Raw genomic sequence first — 22,189 nt, 5'->3', positions numbered from 1 at the left:
CCAATAGCGTTTGCAAGTACTATGGACGAAGATGGAAATCCGAATTTATCGCCATTTAGTTTTTTTAATGTTTTTAGCAGCAACCCTCCTATTTTAATTTTTTCGCCTGCCAGACGCGTGCGAAACAATACTATAAAACACACTTTGATAAACGCACAAGACACACGTGAAGTTGTTATTAATATTGTAAATTACGATATGGTGCAACAAATGAGTTTATCAAGTACCGAATATCCAGATGGTGTAAACGAATTTGAAAAAGCTGGATTTACTATGTTGCCATCAGATAGTGTAGCGCCATATAGAGTGGCCGAAAGTCCGGTGCAGTTTGAATGTAAAGTAAACGACATTATTGCATTAGGCACAGAAGGTGGTGCAGGAAATTTAGTTATTTGTGAAGTGGTAAAAATTCACATTCACGAAAGTATTCTTGACGAAAACGAAATGATTGATCAACACAAAATTGATGTCGTTTCACGTTTGGGTGGAAATTGGTACAGTCGTGCAAATGAAGGTTTGTTTGAAGTGGAAAAACCATTAACTACTTTAGGAATTGGTGTAGATATGATACCAGTTTTCATTAAAGAAAGTGGCTATTTTAATGGAAATGATTTAGGGAAATTAGGAAATATAGAAGCTATTCCAAATGACGAAGAAATTACTATATTTGTAAAAGAAAATTTTGAAGTAAAAGCGGTTTTAAGTTCAGACGATTTTAATACAAAATTTAAAAAAGCAAAAGAATATTTAGACAATAATCAGGTTTTAAACGCTTGGAAATTGTTATTAGCACAAAAATAAATTATTAGAGTTATGGAAGTTATTGGAAAAATTAAAGTAATTGGAGCTACACAAGATGTAAGTGCTTCATTTAAAAAAAGAGAATTAGTTGTTACTACTGAAGAGCAGTATCCACAACATATTTCGGTTGAATTTCAACAAGCAAAAGTGGACGATTTAAATTCGTACCAAGTTGGCGAGCAAGTAAAAGTATCTATCAATTTAAGAGGTAGAGAATGGACATCTCCACAAGGAGAAGTAAAACATTTTAACACCATTACAGGTTGGAGAATAGAAAGATTATCAAATCCTGCGCCTGCAAGTGCTCCAGATATGCCTCCAATGCCTGCTGCTGAAGCATTTGCGCCAGCAACCGACTTTAAAGAAGAAGAACACGACGATTTACCTTTTTAATCTTCGATTAAAAGTAAATTCTAAAATTTAAATTCCAAATTCCAATTGTTTTCATTTTGGAATTTGGAATTTTTATTGCACTTTGAAATTTAAAAAATTGGAATTTCTTAAAAATATGTATTTTTTAACACCAGAACTTTATTTTCCTCCAGCTTCTGAAGCTTCACCCGAAGGTATTATTGCTGTGGGAGGTGATTTGTCTCCAGAACGACTTTTATTAGCCTATCAAAACGGAATTTTTCCTTGGTATGATGCTGATGAACCAAAACTTTGGTGGTGCCCAAACGAAAGAATGGTGTTGTTTTTCGAAAATTTACGAATTACGAAAAGTATGAGAAAAATACTGCTAAAAAAAGAATTTCAGGTTACTTTTAATACAAATTTTAAAGCTGTTATTACCAATTGTCAAAAATCGACAAGAAAAGACCAAAACGGCACTTGGATTTCGGATGAAATAATAGCTGCTTATTGTAAACTAAATGAATTAGGTTATGCAAAAAGCGTAGAAGTTTGGCAAAATAACAAATTAGTAGGCGGTTTATACGGAATAGATTTAGGCGATGTGTTTTGTGGCGAAAGTATGTTTTCAAAAGTGCCTAATGCGAGTAAAGTTGCGTTTATTCATTTAGCAAAACAATTAGAATTAGCTAACTATAAACTTTTAGATTGCCAAGTACATAATAATCATTTAGAAAGTTTAGGTTGTATAGAAATTGAAAGAGAAGAATTTTTAGCAATTTTGAAAAGTTAGATATTACGCAGAGACACACTAAGAAACACAGAGCAACGCAGAGATTTATTTTGAACACAAATTTATCTTGCGTCAAACTTTTTTATACTTCTCACATATAATTCCTCTACTTTTTTTCGAGCCCATTCTGTTTTTCGTAAAAATGTTAAACTAGACTTTATAGAAGGATTTTCATTAAAACATTTGATTTTTATCAATTCGCCAAGCGTATCAAAACCATAATACTCGACTAATTTTTCGAGTATTGCTTTTAACGTTATGCCGTGAAGTGGATCCATTTTATTTACGATTTTTGATTTGGGATTTACGATTTAATGTAAATACTTATATTTTAATTTAATACTATTTTTTACTGAATACTAAAAACTGAACACTGATTACTAACCTCTCACCCAACAATCTGCAACGTGGTCGTTTACCATACCTGTGGCTTGCATATGTGCATAAACAACTGTAGAACCTACAAATTTGAAACCACGTTTTTTTAAGTCTTTGCTTAACTTATCCGAAATTTCTGATGTTGCTGGTACTTCACTTAACGTTTTTGGTTTGTTATCAATTGGTTTATTGTCTACAAAAGACCAAATATATTTAGAAAAACTTCCAAATTCTTCTTGCACTTTTATAAAAGCTTGTGCATTTGTTACTGTCGCATTTATTTTTAATTTGTTTCTAATTATTCCAGCATCTTCAGATAAAACTTGCAATTTGGCATCAGTAAATTTAGCAACTTTTTGCACATCAAAACCTGCAAATGCTTTTCTAAAATTATCTCGTTTTACTAAGACGGTGTACCAACTTAAACCCGCCTGAAACGTTTCTAAAATTAGAAATTCAAACAAAGTAGCATCATCATAAACAGGTTTTCCCCATTCGTTATCGTGATATTCTTTGTATAAATCGGTTTTTTCGCACCAAGCACAGCGTTTCTTAGTCATTTACTATTGGTTTTTCGTTGTTATGGATGTAAGTATTAATTAAATAATGACCCAAATATATCATTGGCGTTAAGCAAACTGCGATAATTAGTTTAAATGAATACCCAGTTAATGAAAATTCTATATATTGTTGTGTATTCCAAATTCCTGGTAAATAAAAAGCAATTCCTCCTACTATAAAAGAATCAATTAATTGTGAAATCACAGTAGAACCTGTGCTTCGTAACCAAATCATTTTTTCTCCGGTTTTCTTTTTAAAATAACTAAAAAGCGTGACGTCTAAAAACTGCGCCACTAAAAACGCAATTATCGAACCTACAATAATTAAATTACTTTGACCAAATACAGCTGTAAATTCAGCATTAGAAACCGGACTGATGCCTTTTGCTTCTGGAATTTTCATCGAAAAAAACAAAATCACAAAACAGTAGGCAATTAAACCTGCTGTGATATAACTGAGTCTTTTCACACCTTGTTTTCCAAAATATTCATTAATTAAATCGGTAGTAATAAATACGATTGGCCAAGGCAAAATACCCATACTTAATACAAAAGGACCAATTTGAATTAATTTTCCCCCAATAAGTTCGGCAGTTATGGCATTTGTAATAAAAATACCTGCCAAAATAATATAAACTATTTCTTTTTTGGTTCTTAACATTTATTCTTCGTAATATTCCTCTTCTTCGTAATTGTCATCTACTGGATTACTTGAAAAATTTACTCTCAAATGATTGTCATTTAGCGATTCATTAATCATCGTTTTCATTTTCTGATCAATTTCTTTATCATCAATAATTTTTTCATCATCAAATCGTCTAAAAGCTTTCAGATTTAGTTGATTTTTTTCATCATAAACAAAAGCAATAGCGGTTAACTTTTCAGTATTTTTACCATACGAATCAGCTTCTATATTAATTTTCTTATAAAAGAAATAAGCTATTTTTTTATCATTATGATTAACTATTTTTTCATCTAATAACACAATTGAATCATTTTTTTTATCAAAATCTTCATAATAATGAATGGCATTCATCACGATACTATCTTTACTAAACGCAGCTAATTCTTCCGTTTGTTTATTGTGATACAGCATTTGCATGGCCGTATATTTTGTTTTTGGATTGCTAATTAATTTATCTAATACACGTTTATCCAGCTTTTTATTTATTGCCAATTCGCGATTAGCAATAGCCACATTTAAATCGTCAATATTTAATTTTTCTGATTTCTCATACAATTGACGCATATCTTTTTCATTTTTGTATGAATATAAAATAGATAAATAGCTATTTAAAGCTTCCACAGGTGCAACATTTTCATCATCATAATTATATTCGTCATCATCATCACTGGCTTCATCTTCGAATTTCCAACTTACCAATCGTTTGTATTCTAATTTCGCATTGGTGAGCAGCATTTTTTTGTATGATTTTAGTTTTTTTGATGATACCTTTTCAGAATTTAATAGCACTTGCACAAACTCAACTATTGGCTCGTGAAATTCATTAATACTATAATATTCTAAAATATTTGGATATAAAACTTGAGCATTTTCGAGGTCTGCCATAAATAAATTAAACAATCCAGAAATTACATATCTTTCTGAAATTGGTAAATCATAATCTAATAATTCGGCAATTTTTTTATATGCCACTTTGCTTTTTTGTAAAGCCAAAGCACGTAAAATTGAAAATTGTGTTTGTGTTGAAACGTCTTGTTTTTTATACGCTTGTTCTAAAAACGGAAGTACTTCTGAAGATTTTAAAGATCCAATGCTTTCAAATAATTCACCTTTAAAATCCATTTCTTCTTTTCTAAATTCGAAATTTTCTAACAGGTTTTTAATTTTTGAAAAATCAGATTCTTCAATCGTTAAATTGTTAAATGATTTTATTGCCGAATAGCGTATACTATCGTGTTCGCTATTTAAATCTTCTTCAAAAATGCTGAATTTATTTTCAAAAAAGGTTCTTGATGTTATGGAAGCATCATCTACTTTAAACGAATTGAATACTTTTTCAATAAAAGGGTTGTCGTTATTGTAATTTTTATCAACTAAAGTTGTGAGCGTGTAATATTCGCCTTTTTTGAGTACAATTTTATATTTAATAGCTTGTGTACTTTTAGGTTTTGTAGCCAAAACTTCGTATACATAAAAATCGTTGGCTTCGTCTTTAGTGAATTTTTCATTAACCAAATCTAACTTTTGATTCGATGTTAATGCCAATGTTTTGTCCCAAGTAGTTGATTTGTAATCTAAAGGATTAAATTTATCCTTTTCATTTGTATCAATAGTGTTTGATACAGAATTAAAACTCACGGCTTCTGTAGCAACAGAATCGACTACAACGGCACTATCAGAATAATTAAATTCATTACTGTCGGTATAATTTTTATATTCAAAATCTACTGAAATGTTTTTCTTAATTTGATTAAAAAGCGTATCTAAAACGGCATAACTTTCGTACCTATGTGGTTGCGAATATGTAATTTGTATATTGCTTTTGTTTGGCGAAAAAATATCAAAAGATTTGTATTTTACTTCAAAATGATTGGTTTTATTATCTTCTTTATACCTGTTTTTTCTTTCAAATTTAAAATCTAAATATTCGTTTTCTTGTTTCGGAATTTCTACAGAAAAATGAGCTGTAGAATCTTTAAATGTTTTATAAACAATATCTTCTTTTGCTTTTGTAATTTCGAATGAGTTAAAAAAAGTATCAACTTTATTTTTTGAAGCATTTACAGTTCCCAATAAATAATATTTATTTCCTTTTAAGGCCGATTTTAGATATATATTTTTAGCTTTTAATTTTGTTTGCGATATAACTTCAAATTTATTTTTGTCAAAACTTGTTTGCAAAGAATCCAACTCGTGAGCCGCATAAAATTCATAATGCATTCTTTTCAATTCATATTCAGAATCCTCTAAATTTTCATAATCCATCATCGTACTTTCTATGACAAAATAATGTGCGTTTTCTTGTTCGTCAAACGCATAAATTTCGGTATCTTCCAGTCTTTTATTGTCTCTTTTATTTCCTACAGTTGTGTAATAAGATGGTAACGTAACTTTAAAATTTTGCTTGTTTGGCAATACTGTTGTCAACTCCTGTTTGTACGATTTAATTTTTATATTATTGTATACCTCATCTTCATATTTTCTAACATAATCGCCTTCTCCACTCATTATTACAGCAATAATTTCAAGTGGTGTTATATAATATCTATATCTTTCGTTTTTACCCGTTTTAGTTTTGCTTTTGATATCATACACAAAATTATTTTTTTCTTGGTATGTCTTTTTCTCTAAAATTTCACCTGGAATATTTTCAAAAAATAAACTATCAAGCGTTTTATGATTGAATTTTTCGTCTTTTTTGCTAATAAAATCCTTCAGCAACATACGTTTTACATTAATATAGCCACCGTTTCCTAAATCTGGAGATTCTAAATTTTCGCCATTTTTTAAAACCAAAGGAAACAAAGGCAAAGAAATCATTTCATCTGCTGTTGTGTTTATTTCAAAAACAGGCTTTACAAAATACTCCTCAATTTGTTTTTTTATTTTTTTTCCTTTTTCAGTATAGTCAGAAAATATTGGTGTTACGGTATATCCTTTTCTTCGTAACTTTTCAATCATTCCATTTTTTCCAGGTAAATGTGCGGCACCAACTGCAGCAAACAAACTTCCAGTTTTCATGATAGAATCCATGCTTTTAGACATAATTTCATTTCTATCAAAAAGCATGGCTTTGTTGTATAATTTTGGAGACGAAAGCATGTTTAGCGTATCCAATAAATCTAAATCTTTTTCACGATATGCGTCTCTTAAAACCTCTGCATAAGAACGCTTTTTTAATAGTTTTAAAATAGCTTGTTTGTTATCATCCACTTCACTTCTATCCATTTCAGCCTCCGCTTTTTCGATATTTATAGTAGTAGATTTAACGTTTTCTAAACCTAATGTCTTTTTACCATATTTTCTTCCAGTTCTGTAAATAAACATATCCAAATAAGTTTCCTCCTGAAATTCTTGGTTGGCTTGATTGGTTCGAGATAATAATCCTATTAAATTGTAATTTGAACCTCTAAAAAGAGAATATAAATAGTCTTTTTCTATAGGTGAAGTATAAAAATTAGTGTAGAAATTTCTTCTTGTTTGAGTAGATTGATAAAATCCATACAAATCGTACAATTCTGACCAAGTATTTGGTTCGCTTTCGTTAGCAATAAAATCTGAAGCCATTAATTTTTCAAAAAACGAATCAGACAAATGAAAGGAAACCTTATCAGAAACGTGCATGGTTCCATACATATAGGATTTTTTGGTTAATCCGTTACCCGAAATTTCCCAAAATAAACTTTGGTATTTTTTTTCTTGTGCAACAACTGTAGAAAGTGATAAAAGTGTAAGTAAAAATAAAATCTTTTTCAAAGGGATAATTATTAAGTTAAATTGTCCCAAATATAATAAATTGAAAAGATTTTTAATACGAATTTTTACAAAAAATAAAATCTATTTCCATTTGATAGATTCTATAATCTGTTTCATGTCGTTTTTAATATAGTCTGCTGCTGGTAGTATGGAATCAAAATTTGGCTTGGAGTAAAAATACATACTTGCAGTAATGAAATTTTTAGTACTATCTGTAGCGTAAAACTGAGCATTTGTAGCGGCATTTCCGCCTACCTGATAAAACATTCCGTATACTTTACTATAAGTATTTACGTAGGGTTGCTCTGCAATATCATTTGCTTTTATAGCGTGTTCGTATGTTAATTTTTGAGCATCAGTTAGTAATTTATCTAAATTACTTTGAACAGGTTTGTATGTCAAATACACCGTAGCTTTCATTTTTGGATAATGAATTTCCAATCCGCAATTTGAAGTGGCTTTTACTTCTGCCAATTCGTTTTTATCAAAATCGAAACCACAAGAATTTGAAAACTTCATATATTTTGCTGGTGGATATTCCAAGCTTAATTGTCCTGTTGGTTTGGGCATTTTTTCATCACCACAAGAAAGTAAGGAAAGACAAAATAGGCTAAAAATAAGGCGGATTTTCATTTTGTGTGTTTAAAAAAGTACAATCTGTACTCTATTTTCTATTTTCTATATTCTATTCTCTATACTCTAAATCAAAATTAATCTAACGAATCAAAATCCACATCTTTTGAACTTGGCGGATTTGAAGTTGGTGCTTTAGATAAATCTGAATCTTTTTTCGTATTTAAGAATGTAAATTCTGTAACTTGAATTTCAGTAGTATATTTAGTAGTACCATCTTCAGCTGTCCATTGACGTGATTTTATTCTACCTTCGATATATATTTTATCTCCTTTTGAAAGGTATTTCTCACATAACTCTGCTGCTTTATTTCGCACTACTATATTATGCCATTCTGTAGAAGTGATTTTTTCACCTGTAGATTTGTTAATATATACTTCATTAGTTGCTAATGGAAATCTTCCAATACAACTTTGAGCATCAAAATAATGCATTTTTACCTCGTCACCTAAGTGTCCGATTAAAATAACCTTGTTTAAAGTACCGTTCATGGCTTATATGTTTTTATCAAAAATACTAAATATTATTTATATACCAATTTTTTCTATAAAATTATGCAATACAATTGGAACAGGCAATTGTTTTACTTCAGAAAAAGTATAGCTGTTTTTCAATGTTTCTTCGGTTTCTATTCTGTAAAATTTAATATTCAAATGCTGATGCGATAACTTATGCAATACATCAAAGGCCTCATAATATTGAAAATTTTTAATGTTATAGGTTCCTTTTAACTGAAGAAACAATTCGGATTCATCCATCTCATTTTCAGATTCCACACAAGGAAGTTCATATAAATTTTTCCAAATTCCGTTTCCCGTTCGCTTATTCATAATATAGTTTCCAGAAGCATCATGAACCAATATGAAATTCATAAATCGTTTGGTAATCTTGTTTTTTTTCAGTTTCACAGGTAATTCGGATACTTTTTTAAGTTTGTATGCTTCACAACTGTCACTAAAAACACAATCTAAACAATTTGGACTTTTTGGCACACATTGCAAGGCTCCAAATTCCATTATGGCTTGATTATGAAGATTTGGTTGCGTTGTAGAAAGTAATTTTTGAGCCAATTCAATAAAATACTTTTTAGTTGTATTTGATGAAATGTCATAATCAACATTAAAAACCCTTGCCAACACTCTAAAAACATTGCCATCTACAACCGCAACCGATTCGTTTGCCGAAAAAGAGGCAATTGCTGCTGCAGTATATATTCCAATTCCTTTTAATTTTATTAATTCATCGTAAGTAGTTGGGAAAATACCATTATGGTTTTCTACAACTAATTTAGCAGTAAAATGTAAATTTCTGGCACGAGAATAATATCCAAGTCCTTGCCAAAGCTTCAAAACTTCTTGCTCATCGGCATTTGCTAAATCATTTACGGTTGGAAAAGCAGTTACAAAATTTATGTAATACGGCAATCCTTGGCTCACTCTTGTTTGCTGTAAAATAATTTCTGAAAGCCAAATTTTGTAGGCATCATTGGTATTTCGCCAAGGCAAGTCTCTATAATTTTGTTGATACCAACTGATAATTTTGGTTGAAAAATTCATATAAATATTTAAAGCTGTAAAAATAAATCATTTATATGGTTAAATTTTAGTTCATTATGTTTGAATTTGTATTTTTTTAATTCATATATTTGCACACTCAAAAAAATACACATAAAATTTAACACGCAAGAAAATGACGAAAGCAGATATCGTAGCAAAAATTTCGGAAAGATTAGGTCTTGAAAAAGGTGACGTTCAAGCTACTGTAGAATCATTCATGGAAGAAGTAAAAAATTCATTAGAAACTGGTGATAATGTTTACTTAAGAGGATTTGGTAGTTTTATTGTTAAAACAAGAGCTGAAAAAACAGGTAGAAACATTTCAAAAAACACAACTATCAAAATACCTGCTCACAACATTCCAGCATTTAAACCTGCTAAAATATTTGTTGAAAGCGTTAAAGAAAAGACAGAAGTAACTGTATAATATTATTTATTAATCAAAAAAAACTACACATTATGCCAAGTGGTAAAAAAAGAAAAAGACATAAGGTAGCTACTCACAAGCGTAAAAAAAGAGCGAGAGCTAACCGTCACAAAAAGAAAAAGTAGTCTAATAACTACTTTTCTTTGTTTAAAAAACAAGTTACGTTCATTGAATTTTAAATTATTCCGTAAGTTGATGAAGTCAATTTACGATTAGTTTTATTGGGTATTTTACCTAAATTGTTTAATCCATCCTAGCAATAAGTTGCTAGTTGCTAGTTGTTTTGTACCTTTGGTATAAACAATCAACAACCGACAACAAAATGTTCGGATAAAAAAGATACAGCATGAACAAAGAATTAATCATTAGATCTAGTTCAGACGCAGTAGATTTTGCCTTATTAAAAGATGGAAAACTAATTGAATTACACAAAGAAAAAGAGGCTGGCGACAGCAATCAGTTTCAGGTTGGCGATATTTTTATAGCAAAAATAAGAAAGCCCGTTGCAGGATTGAACGCCGCATTTGTGCATTTAGGTCATGAAAAAGATGCGTTTTTGCATTATCATGATTTAGGACCAAACTTAGGATCTTTGATGAAATTTATTAAACTTGTAAGCGCAGGTAAAATAAAAGATTATTCACTCAAAAATTTCCCTTTTGAACCTGAAATTAGCAAAGATGGCACTATAATGGATACATTAAGCGCCAATCAGTCGATTTTAGTTCAAGTAGTTAAAGAACCAATCTCCACAAAAGGACCGAGAATTAGTTCTGAGATTTCTTTAGCAGGAAGATATGTAGTTTTAGTTCCTTTCTCTGACCGAGTATCCATTTCACAAAAAATTGGAGACCGTGCAGAAAAAGATCGTTTAAAAAAATTACTACAATCTATAAAACCAAAGGGATTTGGTGTTATTGTGAGAACAGTAGCCGAAGGCAGAAAAACAACTGAGATTGAAAAAGATGTAGAAACACTGTTAGACCGTTGGACTAGCATGTGCAAAAAACTACAAACCGCACATCATCCCTCAAAAGTATTAGGAGAATTAACAAAATCTTCTTCTATGCTTAGAGATATTTTTAACGATACTTTTACGAGTATTCAAGTAGATGATGAAGATTTGTATTTAAAAACGAAGGAGTATTTGCAAGAAATAGCTCCGGATAAAGCGTCTATCGTAAAACACTATCAGTCGAAAGATTTACCTCTATTTGAGAAGTATAATATAGAAAGACAAATAAAAACCTCTTTTGGAAAATCAGTTTCAATGAGTAAAGGGGCGTATTTAATTATTGAACACACAGAAGCTTTACATGTTATTGATGTAAATTCTGGCAATAGATCAAATAAAGCCACCAACCAAGAAGATACTGCAATGGAAGTAAATATGATAGCTGCAGCTGAAATTGCACGTCAATTACGACTAAGAGATATGGGAGGAATTATTGTTGTCGATTTTATAGATTTACAAAATCCAGATAATAGAAAAGTATTATTCGATTTCTTACGAGAAGAAATGAGTGACGATAAGGCGAAGCATAAAATCTTGCCTCCTAGTAAATTTGGACTGGTTCAAATTACTAGACAAAGAGTTAGACCTGAAGTTAATATTGAAACAAACGAAGAAAACCCGAACGAAAACGGACAGGTTGAAGCAGCAATTTTAATTATTGACAAAATAGAAGCTAACCTTGAAAGCATTATTAAAGACCATAAAAAAGTAGTACTTAACGTACACCCATTTGTGGCCGCATACCTTACAAAAGGTTTTCCATCATTACGTTCAAAATGGTTTTTTGAACATAAGAAATGGGTGAAAATTATACCTCGTGACGCTTACACGTACTTAGAATATCATTTCTTTGATAACCAAGGAAAAGAAATTTTATAAAAAACAAAACCGCTACTCGGAAGAATAGCGGTTTTTTTTTATTTTTTATCGAAAAAATTCTCCCATAAATCATACAGTTTTTTATTTTTCTCGTTGTATGTTTTCTTATACTTTAAAACTAGAGTATCTTTATCTTGAGTTGGGTTTTCGTAATAACTAATCCATTGTTTAAAACTCTTATAATTATATTTCTTTAATTCAAGACTTACCTTCTTTATTGGAATAATTTTATTACCTACCCACTTATATGTAGATTTCTCATTTGGAGTATACCAAGAACCTCCATACTCAAAGTATAATATACTTTTACATGTGTCAAAACTTAATTTATCACAGAAAAATTCACCAGATTTTTCAAAATAATTCTCTTTCGAATCATATTTATAAATTGTATGTTGCCTATTGCCATTCATATTAGGATGTCCAAGAAACAAAATTTCAAAATCATCATCCGTACTGAAATTTTCAAAACTAAAATGTAAAATATCACTATCAAAAGTATCAGATTTTAATTTTTCCCATACTCCATTTCCAAATTTATAAAAATAAATATTTTGAGTTTGCCAATTACCATATATATCTATAGCAAAAACATCTTTTTTATTAATAAACTTAACAATTACTACAACTCTGCTTGAATCTGATTCAATAACAGAATCTAAAGGAAAAACAAGTTCATCTTTGTCTAAATTTGAAATTTTTGTTTTGTACGAATTCAACAAACTATCGATATTTAGCTTGAGATGAAAAGCATTTGGTTTAGTGATAATTTCTTCAATAGATTCTCTTGGATTATCACCTTTATTTTGAAAATTTTTAGATGAACAAGCATAAAAAAGTAAAATTCCAAAAATAAGAAGTATACTTTTAATAATTATTTTTTTCATTTACTTTGAAACTGATTACTATAAACTAAACACTGATTACTAAACCTACTCCAACTCATATTCTAACCTAACTGTAATTCTTGCGGTTTTGTTTTTGCTAAATGTATCATTGTTTCCACCGTAACTATCTTCTTCAGTAGAACCTTGTCCTGTAATTTGGAAAACTCCCATACTTGCGGTTTTTAGTTTTCCTAAATCGCCATCAGCGGTTTTTACAATTTTTTCAGCACGTTCGTAAGCATCTTTTGAGGCTTTTTCGATAAGTTGGTGTTTTAAACTTGGCAAATCTGAATAAGTATATTGAATAGAATTTGAAGACAATTCAATTCCAGAATTAATTAATTCCGAAGTTTTACTTGAAACAGCTTCAATTCGTTTCATTAAATCAGGGTTTTTCTTTGCCGAAAATGAAATCGTCTGTGAAGCTTCATAGCCGTCAAAAACTTGTTCGTATTTCGTATTATATTGGTTATCGCCTTCTTCAATTCTCACTTCTCTAAATTTTTTATTGAATTGCACCGCACCAAAACTAAACTCACTGGCTTTAAAACCTTTACCTAAAAAGAAATTAGACACAATTTTCTGGTCTGCAATCATTTTATTGTAGGCTTCTTTAATATCATAACTTCTTGTAGTAAAACTTCCGCTCCACAAAATTTCATCAGACACAAAATCTTTCGTACCTAAACCAATAACGGAAATCGAATCTAAATTTTCATTTCGATTTTTAAAAGCGGTACCTAATATAAATGCAGTTGTCACAATAGCAATTCCAATAATTGCCGAAGATTTCATTTTGTCTGTAATTTTCATAGTAATTTTTTTAAAGTTGATTTGGTTACTTTATTTTAAAACATATATCAAACCACATGCCAAGTTTACAGAAAATTTTTCTGCGAATCTTTGTGATAATTTTGCGAATCTCTGCGTAATTAACTTATCTCTTTTTCTGAAAAAAATTAGTTATTAATTCTGCACATTCCTTTTCTAAAATTCCAGAAACCACTTCTGTTTTTGGGTGAATTTGTGTACCTAATGTTTTATAACCTCTTTTTGTATCAGTTGCACCAAATACAATTTTAGAAATCTGACTCCAATACAAGGCGCCGGCACACATTTGACAAGGTTCTAAAGTAACATATAACGTACATCCTTTCAAGTATTTTCCTCCTAAAAAATTAGCGGCACTTGTAATGGCTTGCATTTCAGCATGTGCCGTAACATCGTGTAAAAGCTCAGTTAAATTATGTGTACGTGCAATTACAGTATTATTTACAACAATTACAGCGCCAACAGGAATTTCGTCTTTTTCAAAAGCTATTTCAGCTTCCTGAAGCGCTTTTTTCATAAAATATTCGTCGGTAAAAATAGTTTCCAAGTTTCTTACAATTATATATTAATCAAATTTACAAACATTATTGTATTTTTGCAGTACAAATGGAAAATTTACTTTCACATATTACGACACCAACCGATTTACGGAAACTTTCTGAAAATCAATTACCACAAGTTGCCACTGAACTTAGAGAGTTTATCATCGATATTGTTTCTCAAAAAGAAGGCCATTTAGGGGCGAGTTTGGGCGTTATAGAATTAACCGTTGCCTTACATTATGTTTTTGATACACCAAACGATTTATTAGTTTGGGATGTAGGACATCAAGCGTACGGACATAAAATTTTAACAGAAAGACGCGAAATTTTTCATAAGTATAGAGAAATTGATGGTATCTCAGGTTTTCCAAAAAGAAGTGAAAGTATATTTGATGCGTTTGGTGTAGGTCACTCTTCTACTTCAATCTCAGCTGCATTAGGTATGGCTATTGCATCGAAAATTAATGGTGATACCGAAAAACAACATATTGCGGTTATTGGCGATGCTTCTATAGCAAGCGGAATGGCATTTGAAGGACTAAATCATGCTGGTGTAACTGATGCAAACTTATTAGTGATACTAAATGACAATGCCATGGGAATTGACCCAAGTGTTGGGGCATTAAAAGACTATTTAACCGCTGTTAAAGAAGGTAAAAATCCAAAAGATAACAACATTATAAAATCGTTAAATTTTGATTATTCGGGTCCAATTGACGGCCATGATTTACCTAAATTATTGTCAGAATTAAAACGTTTACAAAAAGTAAAAGGTCCGAAATTTTTACATATTATTACCACGAAAGGAAAAGGATTATCGTACGCTGAAGAAAATCAATTGCAATTTCATGCACCTGGAAAATTTGATAAATTAACAGGTAAAATCATAAAATCGGAAAATGAAAATTTAGCCCCAAAATTTCAAGATGTTTTTGGGCATACCTTAGTGGAATTGGCTACAGAAAATAAAAAAATTGTAGGAATTACTCCAGCTATGCCTTCTGGAAGTTCCTTAAAATATATGATGGATGCGTTTCCAGAACGTGCTTTTGACGTAGGAATAGCCGAACAACATGCCGTAACCTTAGCTGCTGGAATGGCAACACAAGGTTTAACAGTATTTTGCAATATTTATTCTACTTTTTTACAACGGGCTTATGATCAGGTGATACATGATGTAGCGATACAGAATTTACCCGTAATTTTTTGCTTAGACCGAGCCGGATTTGTAGGTGAAGATGGAGCTACTCATCACGGATTATTTGATTTGGCTTATCTGAATTGTATTCCGAATATGATGATTTATGCACCACGTAACGAAATTGATTTACGCAATATTTTGTACACTTCTTCGTTAGGTTTAAAACATCCTATTGCGATTCGATATCCAAGAGGAAAAGGCGAAATTATTGATTGGAAACAACCTTTTTCTAAACTTGAAATAGGAAAAATTACAACTTTGAAAAATGGAACTAAAATAGCAGTTTTATCAACCGGAACCATTGGGAATGCTGTTTCTAAAGCTATTGAAAACTTAGAAAAAAAAGAGGGTTTTTCTCATTTTCATGTTGGTTGGGTAAAGCCTTTAGATGAAGAAAAATTAATTAGCATTTTTAAAGAACATAAAATTATTATTACTGTTGAAGAAGGTGTAATTAATGGTGGATTAGGGAGCGTCATAAATACCTTTGCAGCGGAAAATAATTTTAAAAACAAAATTATAAATCGTGGCGTGGCAGATGTTTTCATAGAACACGGCACCGTAAAACAGCTGTTAGAACTAACAAAATTAGATACACTAAGTTTAACCGAATTATTTACAGAAATTAATCATGAATAGAAACCTTATACTTTTTTTCGCACTTCTTTTTTTCGCTACAAAATCTTTTTCTCAAATTATAAAAACAGAAAAAACAGATTCTACTTCAAATTGGGTAAAAGGAAATAAAGTAGGATTAGATTTTACGCAAATTAGCTTTGTAAATTGGTCTGCTGGAGGGAATAATTCTATTTCTGGTTTGGCAAAAGGAAATTTCATTAGAAATTATACTCGTGATAATATGAAATGGAATAATGAACTTGTGGTTCGCTACGGGATTAACAAACAAGAAGGTCAAGATATCAGAAAAACAGATGATCAAATAAATCTAAACTCTACAATTGGATACAGAAGAGACACCATAAACAAGTGGTTTTATGGCGCAAAATTTAGTTTTTTAACTCAATTTTCTAACGGATATAGTTATCCTAATGTAAGCAAAGCCATTTCTAAACCATTTGGACCCGCATATATTTTCTTAGGAATTGGTGCGGAATATACCCGAAAAGATTTAGGTTTAACGGTGTATTTGTCTCCAATAACAAATAAAACAACTTTGGTTTTAGACAGAAGATTATCTAATGAAGGGGCTTTTGGAGTGGACAAAGCCATTTATGATGAAACCGGAACGGAAATTATTAAAAACGGAAAACTACATAGAACTGAATTAGGTGCTTTAGTATCAAGTCAATATAAAAGAAAGATAATGACAAATATCAATTTAGATACTCGAGCTACGTTGTATACCGATTATTTAAAAGATTTTGGAAATATTGATATCGACTGGCAAATTAGTATTGAAATGATTGTAAATAAATATGTTCGAGCTAACATTGGCACCCATTTGTTATATGATAACGACATTAAAAACAAACGAGAAGTCGGTGGTGTTCAAATCACAGAAGGTCCAAGAGTACAATTAAAACAAATATTAGGTATTGGCGTAGAATATCGTTTTTAAAATTTTAATTCTACCACAAACCCTTCGTAGGTGCGTACATTAAATACCGTACCGTCTTCAAAAATTAAGTATTGTCCTTTAATCCCAACAACTTTTCCAGAAAAATTAGGGGTTTTTTCTAAATTCAAACTGGACACTTTTAACGGATAGGTTTGAACTGGAAAATCCATTTGGTATAAATGGTCTTCTTCAATAAAATAAGGCTTAGTTTCATCTGGTAGCCATTGTTTTAACTTGCTTTTTTCTTCAAATAAATTGGTTATTGGTACTTCATTTTTCAACATTTTTTGCCAATTGGTTTTATCTGCAAAATGATTTTTTAAAGCCACCTCAGCTATTCCTGCTAAATATCGATTAGGCGTTTCTAAAACTGGAATCGCCTGAACCGCGCCTTGGTCTATCCAACGAGTAGGCACTTGCGTGTTTCGGGTTACCCCTACTTTTACTTCACTTGACAAAGCAAGATATACAATATGAGGTTGCAATTGTACTCGTTTTTCATATGCTAAATCTCTATCTTCAATATCTAAATGCGCCGTACTGAGTTCGGGTTTCATAATCCAATCGGCGGCGGCTGGAATGGTTGAAAAACAATCATAACAAAATCCTTGACGCCATATTTTTTTAGCTTTCTTACAATTTAAGCACTGATACCCTTTGTGCGTAATTTCAACATCTTTATTGATTAACTGATTAACATTTATGAAATTGGAATCAAAAATTAAATAATACTGAATTGGCGCACCTATTTCGGTTTCCATCTTTGTTAATGTTCCTTCAAATGTTGTCATAAAGATTGTAATTGAAATAAAAATTATTAATTTTGGTAAAGTTATAAAAATACTAATACGCAAATGCCATTACCTTTAATAAATTCTATTGCCTCTTGGATTTTAAAAAAACGTATTCATCAAATTGAATTGTTTATGAAATATCCTATGGAGGTTCAGGAAGAAATTTTATTTGGTTTATTAAAATCGGCAGAAAATACCGTTCTTGGAAAAAAATACGACTATCAGAGCATTAAAAACTATCAAACATTTAACGAAAGAATACCCGTTTCTACTTACGAAGATTTGGAACCGATTATCTCGCAAACCCGTCAAGGGGCGCAAAATATTTTTTGGAATTCTTCTATAAAATATTTTGCAAAATCGAGCGGAACCACTAATGCTAAAAGCAAATTTATTCCCGTAAGTTCGGAAGCCTTAGAACACAATCATTACAAAGCCAGTAAAGATTTGCTGTGTATGTACTTAAATAATAACGAAAATTCGCAGTTATTTACAGGTAAAAGTTTGCGTTTGGGCGGTAGTAAAGAATTGTATGAAAACAACAATACCTTTTTTGGCGATTTATCTGCCATATTAATTGACAATATGCCAATGTGGGCAGAATTTAGCTCCACACCCAGCAACAAAACCTCGTTAATGAGCAACTGGGAAACCAAATTACCCGCCATAATAAAAGAAAGTAGCTTAGAAAACGTAACCAGTTTAGCTGGCGTACCCAGTTGGATGATGGTATTACTAAACAAAACTCTGGAAGAAAACAAAAAAAGCAATATTTTAGAAATATGGCCTAATGTGGAAGTGTATTTTCACGGAGGCGTAAGTTTTGAACCGTATAAAGAACAATACAAAAATTTATTTCCGAAAGACGATTTTAAATATTACGAAATTTACAATGCCTCGGAAGGATTTTTTGCCTTACAAGATCAAAATAATGTTAGCGAACTATTACTAATGTTAGATTATGGTATTTTTTACGAATTTATTCCAATGGATACCTTTGGAAAAGAAAACCAAAAAGTGATTCCGCTAAGCGAAGTGGAACTTCATAAAAATTATGCTTTAGTCATTACGACCAATTCGGGTTTATGGCGATATTTAATTGGCGATACCATTCGATTTACTTCTTTACAACCGTTTCGTATTAAAGTTACCGGCAGAACCAAACACCATATTAACGTGTTTGGAGAAGAACTAATGGTTGAGAACACGGATGTGGCTTTAGCAAAAACTTGCGAAACCTTACATTGCGAAGTGGTAGATTATACCGTTGCACCGATTTTTATGAATGGAAAAGAAAAAGGTGCCCACGAATGGATGATTGAATTTAAAAAACATCCAGATAATATGGCGAATTTTTCAGCACTTTTAGATAAAAATATACAACACTTAAATTCCGACTACGAAGCCAAACGATTTAATAATATGACGTTAAACCCACTTGTAGTTAACGTAGCAAGGACAAACTTATTTTACGATTGGCTAAAACAACAAGACAAACTGGGTGGACAACACAAAGTACCCCGACTTTCAAATGAAAGAAAATTTTTAGAAGCGTTAAAAGGGATGTAATTATATATTTAAAAAATATTTTTATATACTAATGATTTTTTTGATTCATCAATAAAAATTATTTCATTTAAAGCTGCTTTATAATATTCCTTTAATAAAGGCGGCTCTATAATTTTAATATTATACATCCATTGAAACAACCAACCCATTAATTCTCTATTAATTCCACATTTTAAATACATAATTGTATTTCCGTTTTTTTTAGCGAATTTTTGAGAATGGTGCCAGTAATTATTTTTTAAAAAACCTGCAAGAACTGACGATACTTCTATTACAATAGTATAGGTATTAGAATCGATATTTTTTGTTACACCAAATCGATTACTTAATTCTTCATTGAATAATTTTACTACATCAGGAAATAACTCACAATAACTTGATAATTTTACTTTCTCAATTTGATTAATCCCAAAAATCTGGACGCATTTTTTTACAATATTATATCCACCTACATAATAAGAATCGCGATGAATTAGTATTTGAATGGGTTGAAAAAATATATTTTTAGTTTCAAAATCATTATTATCACCAGTTTGATCATTAATGATGTCTGAAATAACAATAGATTTACTTTCTTTTATTGCATTTTCAATAGTATTTAAATTAAAGTCAATATGCTTTGACTTGGATTGCACATAAAAGTTTGTGTTTTTATATATTTTATTTTCGTTTGCACTTGTAAAATCATTTTCACTTATATCAATAAAAAAATATTTTAATTTATCTTTTCTAAATGTCTTAAGGGTTTCATTATTTGATAGTAGTAACGCTATTTCTTTAAAATCTCTTTGGAGTTGTCTAATGGAACTATTGCTATTTTGCTCAGAAAGTTGCGCCAATAACTCGTGAGTTGTGCACGGCTTTGCTTTTAGTGCCTTAATTAAAAATAGTAATCTTTCAAGCTGTTTCATATACGTCATTTAATGGCGTAAATATAAGTAAAATGTAGAATATGTACTACAAATATTTATTTTTGTTTAAGTAATAGTTGAGACCAGAAACAACTATAAAAACGGGAGGTAACTAAAAGCAATATGAGTAAAAAAAAATATATTATAATTAGCGCATGCATTGTTGTATTCGCTCTTGTTTATTTTTCAATTATATCACCCATATATGAAAATTACAAGGATGCTACTAATGTGAAAAATTTTACTGAAGATAAAGAAAATGTTTTTGTAAACACTTTTTATGGTTTATTTAAAATAAATAAGGTCAATAACGAAATTAGCCAAGTTAAAAAAATTAATAACTACATACATAAGACTGTTGCCGATAAAAATTACGAAAAATGGGTCATTACATACTACGATACTTTGTATTCATTTAAAAATGAACAAAAAGTTACAAAATATCATCCTCCATTTAAAATTAATAAAAACCAATATTTTAATGAATGGATGAATATTAAAATTGATCAGATAGGAACAAAATGGATTTTGGTTAAAACTGATTTTACTGAAGATCCAAGAGATCCATTACTTTCCTTATGGACATATGAACTTTATTCATATGATTCTTTTGGAAATTGGAAAAAATACCCTTTTCCGGAAAAGATTATAGGAGGAGAACCAGATATGTTTGTTGATGAATATGATAACATAATTTTTCTAGTTACAAACATGCACAAAAAAGTAAATAATAACGTAACCGAGATCACCTCCTCATATAAACTCCTTTTTTTGGAAAATTATGGGGCTCCTGGTGATTTGGGTGAAATAAACTCTTTCAGAAATAGAGAATGGTCTCAACTTGATTTTCCATCGAGAGATTTTTCATTAAATAATTCATTTACTGATAAAAAGCATAACATATGGATAACTGGAAGCAGTAATGGAAATTATAATATATACCGTTTACAAGACACAGATTTTATAAATTATGCTGTCAGTAAAGAAATTAAAGCATTAGATTCCGATACAAATGGAAAAGTTTGGATTGCAACAGAAGATGGGATAGAAATATTAAATGAAAAGAATTCTTTAATTCCAAAAAAGGAAATTTTGAAAATGTTTATTGACTCTAATAATAAAAAATGGATCGAAGAGCGAAGAAACGGAATTGAATGTTATGATGGAAAAGAATGGAAATCGTATGATTTCGAAATTTTCAAATATGTTGTAAAAGACTTTTTTAATAACTTGTTTTAGCAATTTAAATTAATTTATAATAATACTAACAAAATTGAGTCCAGAAACAACTAAATAAACGGGGCGGAACTGAAAAGCCATATGAGTAAGATAAATAAATTAAAAAAATATGAAAAAAGTGACTTTGATTTTAACAATTGAATTTTTATTTGTTTTAATATTTTCTTCATGTAGTGAATCCTACAACAAAGTAACTATTGGTGAACAAATATGGATGACTGAAAATCTAAACGTAGATAAATTTAGTAATGGCGACCCTATACCAATGGCTAAAACAAGAGAAGAATGGCTCGAGGCAGGAAGAAATTATCAACCAGCTTGGTGCTATTATGACAATGACTCTATAAACAATAAGAATTATGGAAAGTTATATAATTTCCATGCAGTTTCTGACCCGAGAGGATTGGCACCTGAAGGATGGAAAATCCCTAGTGCTAATGATTGGGAAGTATTAATAACCAATGCTGGTGGTGTATTAGATGCTGATGATAAATTAAAAAATACTTTTGGTTGGGACAATGAAAATGGTTCTAACGAAATAGGTTTTTCTGCAAATGCTGGTGGAACAAGATATTGGAATACAACAGAATTTCGTAAACTTCGTCGTGTTGGCTATTGGTGGACTTCAACAAGTAAAATTGACAATAAAAAAAGTAATTATGAGAGATTTAACACCCCTTTTTGGAGAGAAAAAGGAGTTTACTTTGTTATCGGAATTAAATATAACGGGAAGAAAAAAATATGTTCATTTGACGAATATAAGGGAGCAGGCATGTCTGTTCGTTTAATTAAAGAATAAAAA

The 22,189-nt window shown here is 30.5% G+C and carries 22 protein-coding genes; 10 read left to right on the top strand and 12 right to left on the bottom strand.

Annotated elements, in window-relative coordinates; translation table 11 throughout:
• The 3 genes from ABWO04_RS01855 to aat form a co-directional block, all read left to right on the top strand.
• On the top strand, nt 1-801 hold an 801-nt coding region (locus tag ABWO04_RS01855; RefSeq protein ID WP_353076800.1), incomplete at its 5' end, for a flavin reductase family protein.
• Nucleotides 802-813: 12 nt separating this feature from the next.
• Nucleotides 814-1,194: a DUF3127 domain-containing protein gene (locus ABWO04_RS01850; protein ID WP_353076799.1), complete on the top strand. Its 381-nt coding sequence runs from the start codon at nt 814-816 to the stop codon at nt 1,192-1,194.
• A gap of 115 nt (nt 1,195-1,309) precedes the next feature.
• Nucleotides 1,310-1,945, top strand: a complete 636-nt coding sequence (aat, locus tag ABWO04_RS01845; protein ID WP_353076798.1) for a leucyl/phenylalanyl-tRNA--protein transferase — start codon at nt 1,310-1,312, stop codon at nt 1,943-1,945.
• 62 nt (nt 1,946-2,007) lie between these two features.
• Here the strand turns inward: aat and ABWO04_RS01840 are convergent, their stop codons facing one another.
• The 7 genes from ABWO04_RS01840 to mutY form a co-directional block, all read right to left on the bottom strand.
• Nucleotides 2,008-2,223: a VF530 family protein gene (locus tag ABWO04_RS01840; protein WP_353076797.1), complete on the bottom strand. Its 216-nt coding sequence runs from the start codon at nt 2,221-2,223 to the stop codon at nt 2,008-2,010.
• Between the two features lie 102 nt (nt 2,224-2,325).
• On the bottom strand, nt 2,326-2,883 hold the full coding sequence (locus tag ABWO04_RS01835; protein ID WP_353076795.1) for a DNA-3-methyladenine glycosylase I: 558 nt from the start codon (nt 2,881-2,883) through the stop codon (nt 2,326-2,328).
• Complete coding sequence (locus tag ABWO04_RS01830; RefSeq protein WP_353076794.1) at nt 2,876-3,544, bottom strand: queuosine precursor transporter; 669 nt, start codon at nt 3,542-3,544, stop codon at nt 2,876-2,878. Before ABWO04_RS01830 ends, ABWO04_RS01835 begins: the two co-directional genes overlap by 8 nt.
• Nucleotides 3,545-7,324: a TraB/GumN family protein gene (locus ABWO04_RS01825; protein WP_353076793.1), complete on the bottom strand. Its 3,780-nt coding sequence runs from the start codon at nt 7,322-7,324 to the stop codon at nt 3,545-3,547.
• 81 nt (nt 7,325-7,405) lie between these two features.
• Nucleotides 7,406-7,957 carry a gliding motility lipoprotein GldD gene (gene gldD, locus ABWO04_RS01820; protein WP_353076792.1) on the bottom strand — a complete coding sequence of 184 codons (552 nt, stop codon included), beginning with the start codon at nt 7,955-7,957 and terminating at the stop codon, nt 7,406-7,408.
• 77 nt (nt 7,958-8,034) lie between these two features.
• Complete coding sequence (locus ABWO04_RS01815) at nt 8,035-8,448, bottom strand: single-stranded DNA-binding protein (protein WP_291242426.1); 414 nt, start codon at nt 8,446-8,448, stop codon at nt 8,035-8,037.
• 36 nt (nt 8,449-8,484) lie between these two features.
• Entirely contained in the window at nt 8,485-9,513 is a 1,029-nt protein-coding gene (gene mutY, locus ABWO04_RS01810) for an A/G-specific adenine glycosylase (protein ID WP_353076790.1), read from the bottom strand.
• 133 nt (nt 9,514-9,646) lie between these two features.
• Here mutY and ABWO04_RS01805 point away from each other — a divergent pair, with 133 nt between their 5' ends.
• Complete coding sequence (locus ABWO04_RS01805; RefSeq protein WP_353076789.1) at nt 9,647-9,940, top strand: HU family DNA-binding protein; 294 nt, start codon at nt 9,647-9,649, stop codon at nt 9,938-9,940.
• A 346-nt stretch (nt 9,941-10,286) separates the two neighbouring features.
• Complete coding sequence (locus ABWO04_RS01800) at nt 10,287-11,834, top strand: Rne/Rng family ribonuclease (RefSeq protein ID WP_353076788.1); 1,548 nt, start codon at nt 10,287-10,289, stop codon at nt 11,832-11,834.
• 38 nt (nt 11,835-11,872) lie between these two features.
• On the opposite strand, the gene ABWO04_RS01795 is transcribed toward ABWO04_RS01800, so the two are convergent.
• The 3 genes from ABWO04_RS01795 to ABWO04_RS01785 form a co-directional block, all read right to left on the bottom strand.
• Nucleotides 11,873-12,721, bottom strand: a complete 849-nt coding sequence (locus ABWO04_RS01795) for a hypothetical protein (RefSeq protein ID WP_353076786.1) — start codon at nt 12,719-12,721, stop codon at nt 11,873-11,875.
• Between the two features lie 45 nt (nt 12,722-12,766).
• Nucleotides 12,767-13,534, bottom strand: a complete 768-nt coding sequence (locus ABWO04_RS01790) for an SIMPL domain-containing protein (RefSeq protein WP_353076784.1) — start codon at nt 13,532-13,534, stop codon at nt 12,767-12,769.
• A gap of 124 nt (nt 13,535-13,658) precedes the next feature.
• Nucleotides 13,659-14,099 (bottom strand): nucleoside deaminase, encoded by a 441-nt coding sequence (locus ABWO04_RS01785; RefSeq protein WP_353076782.1) that lies wholly within the window; start codon nt 14,097-14,099, stop codon nt 13,659-13,661.
• 59 nt (nt 14,100-14,158) lie between these two features.
• Between ABWO04_RS01785 and ABWO04_RS01780 the strand changes: the two genes are divergently transcribed.
• The gene (locus ABWO04_RS01780) at nt 14,159-15,934 is read left to right on the top strand and encodes a 1-deoxy-D-xylulose-5-phosphate synthase (protein WP_353076781.1); all 1,776 of its coding nucleotides are present in this window, start codon (nt 14,159-14,161) and stop codon (nt 15,932-15,934) included.
• Nucleotides 15,927-16,874, top strand: a complete 948-nt coding sequence (locus tag ABWO04_RS01775) for a DUF3078 domain-containing protein (RefSeq protein WP_353076779.1) — start codon at nt 15,927-15,929, stop codon at nt 16,872-16,874. Before ABWO04_RS01780 ends, ABWO04_RS01775 begins: the two co-directional genes overlap by 8 nt.
• Here the strand turns inward: ABWO04_RS01775 and ABWO04_RS01770 are convergent.
• On the bottom strand, nt 16,871-17,665 hold the full coding sequence (locus ABWO04_RS01770; protein WP_353076777.1) for a DUF2797 domain-containing protein: 795 nt from the start codon (nt 17,663-17,665) through the stop codon (nt 16,871-16,873). The two genes, ABWO04_RS01775 and ABWO04_RS01770, sit on opposite strands and share 4 nt — an antisense overlap.
• A 63-nt stretch (nt 17,666-17,728) precedes the next feature.
• Here ABWO04_RS01770 and ABWO04_RS01765 point away from each other — a divergent pair, with 63 nt between their 5' ends.
• Nucleotides 17,729-19,237, top strand: coding sequence for a GH3 auxin-responsive promoter family protein (locus ABWO04_RS01765; RefSeq protein WP_353076775.1), 1,509 nt, complete (start codon nt 17,729-17,731; stop codon nt 19,235-19,237).
• Nucleotides 19,238-19,245: 8 nt separating this feature from the next.
• On the opposite strand, the gene ABWO04_RS01760 is transcribed toward ABWO04_RS01765, so the two are convergent.
• Nucleotides 19,246-20,148: a WYL domain-containing protein gene (locus tag ABWO04_RS01760; protein WP_353076773.1), complete on the bottom strand. Its 903-nt coding sequence runs from the start codon at nt 20,146-20,148 to the stop codon at nt 19,246-19,248.
• Nucleotides 20,149-20,271: 123 nt separating this feature from the next.
• On the opposite strand from ABWO04_RS01760, the gene ABWO04_RS01755 reads away from it, so the two are divergent.
• Together ABWO04_RS01755 and ABWO04_RS01750 are read left to right on the top strand one after the other, a co-directional pair.
• The gene (locus ABWO04_RS01755) at nt 20,272-21,387 is read left to right on the top strand and encodes a hypothetical protein (RefSeq protein ID WP_353076771.1); all 1,116 of its coding nucleotides are present in this window, start codon (nt 20,272-20,274) and stop codon (nt 21,385-21,387) included.
• A gap of 109 nt (nt 21,388-21,496) precedes the next feature.
• The gene (locus ABWO04_RS01750; RefSeq protein WP_353076769.1) at nt 21,497-22,186 is read left to right on the top strand and encodes a fibrobacter succinogenes major paralogous domain-containing protein; all 690 of its coding nucleotides are present in this window, start codon (nt 21,497-21,499) and stop codon (nt 22,184-22,186) included.
• Nucleotides 22,187-22,189: the final 3 nt, after the last annotated feature.

Origin of the sequence: Flavobacterium sp. (assembly GCF_040382755.1) — a bacterium.
Lineage (GTDB): Bacteria > Bacteroidota > Bacteroidia > Flavobacteriales > Flavobacteriaceae > Flavobacterium.
This window is presented reverse-complemented; position numbering and strand designations above follow the sequence as displayed.

Bases quoted from the DNA above. Each gene is read 5' to 3' on its own strand.
- ABWO04_RS01850 (WP_353076799.1), top strand. From the start codon at position 814: ATGGAAGTTATTGGAAAAATTAAAGTAATTGGAGCTACACAAGATGTA.
- aat (WP_353076798.1), top strand. From the start codon at position 1,310: ATGTATTTTTTAACACCAGAACTTTATTTTCCTCCAGCTTCTGAAGCT.
- ABWO04_RS01840 (WP_353076797.1), bottom strand. From the start codon at position 2,223: ATGGATCCACTTCACGGCATAACGTTAAAAGCAATACTCGAAAAATTA.
- ABWO04_RS01835 (WP_353076795.1), bottom strand. From the start codon at position 2,883: ATGACTAAGAAACGCTGTGCTTGGTGCGAAAAAACCGATTTATACAAA.
- ABWO04_RS01830 (WP_353076794.1), bottom strand. From the start codon at position 3,544: ATGTTAAGAACCAAAAAAGAAATAGTTTATATTATTTTGGCAGGTATT.
- gldD (WP_353076792.1), bottom strand. From the start codon at position 7,957: ATGAAAATCCGCCTTATTTTTAGCCTATTTTGTCTTTCCTTACTTTCT.
- ABWO04_RS01815 (WP_291242426.1), bottom strand. From the start codon at position 8,448: ATGAACGGTACTTTAAACAAGGTTATTTTAATCGGACACTTAGGTGAC.
- mutY (WP_353076790.1), bottom strand. From the start codon at position 9,513: ATGAATTTTTCAACCAAAATTATCAGTTGGTATCAACAAAATTATAGA.
- ABWO04_RS01805 (WP_353076789.1), top strand. From the start codon at position 9,647: ATGACGAAAGCAGATATCGTAGCAAAAATTTCGGAAAGATTAGGTCTT.
- ABWO04_RS01800 (WP_353076788.1), top strand. From the start codon at position 10,287: ATGAACAAAGAATTAATCATTAGATCTAGTTCAGACGCAGTAGATTTT.
- ABWO04_RS01795 (WP_353076786.1), bottom strand. From the start codon at position 12,721: ATGAAAAAAATAATTATTAAAAGTATACTTCTTATTTTTGGAATTTTA.
- ABWO04_RS01790 (WP_353076784.1), bottom strand. From the start codon at position 13,534: ATGAAAATTACAGACAAAATGAAATCTTCGGCAATTATTGGAATTGCT.
- ABWO04_RS01780 (WP_353076781.1), top strand. From the start codon at position 14,159: ATGGAAAATTTACTTTCACATATTACGACACCAACCGATTTACGGAAA.
- ABWO04_RS01775 (WP_353076779.1), top strand. From the start codon at position 15,927: ATGAATAGAAACCTTATACTTTTTTTCGCACTTCTTTTTTTCGCTACA.
- ABWO04_RS01770 (WP_353076777.1), bottom strand. From the start codon at position 17,665: ATGACAACATTTGAAGGAACATTAACAAAGATGGAAACCGAAATAGGT.
- ABWO04_RS01765 (WP_353076775.1), top strand. From the start codon at position 17,729: ATGCCATTACCTTTAATAAATTCTATTGCCTCTTGGATTTTAAAAAAA.
- ABWO04_RS01760 (WP_353076773.1), bottom strand. From the start codon at position 20,148: ATGAAACAGCTTGAAAGATTACTATTTTTAATTAAGGCACTAAAAGCA.
- ABWO04_RS01755 (WP_353076771.1), top strand. From the start codon at position 20,272: ATGAGTAAAAAAAAATATATTATAATTAGCGCATGCATTGTTGTATTC.
- ABWO04_RS01750 (WP_353076769.1), top strand. From the start codon at position 21,497: ATGAAAAAAGTGACTTTGATTTTAACAATTGAATTTTTATTTGTTTTA.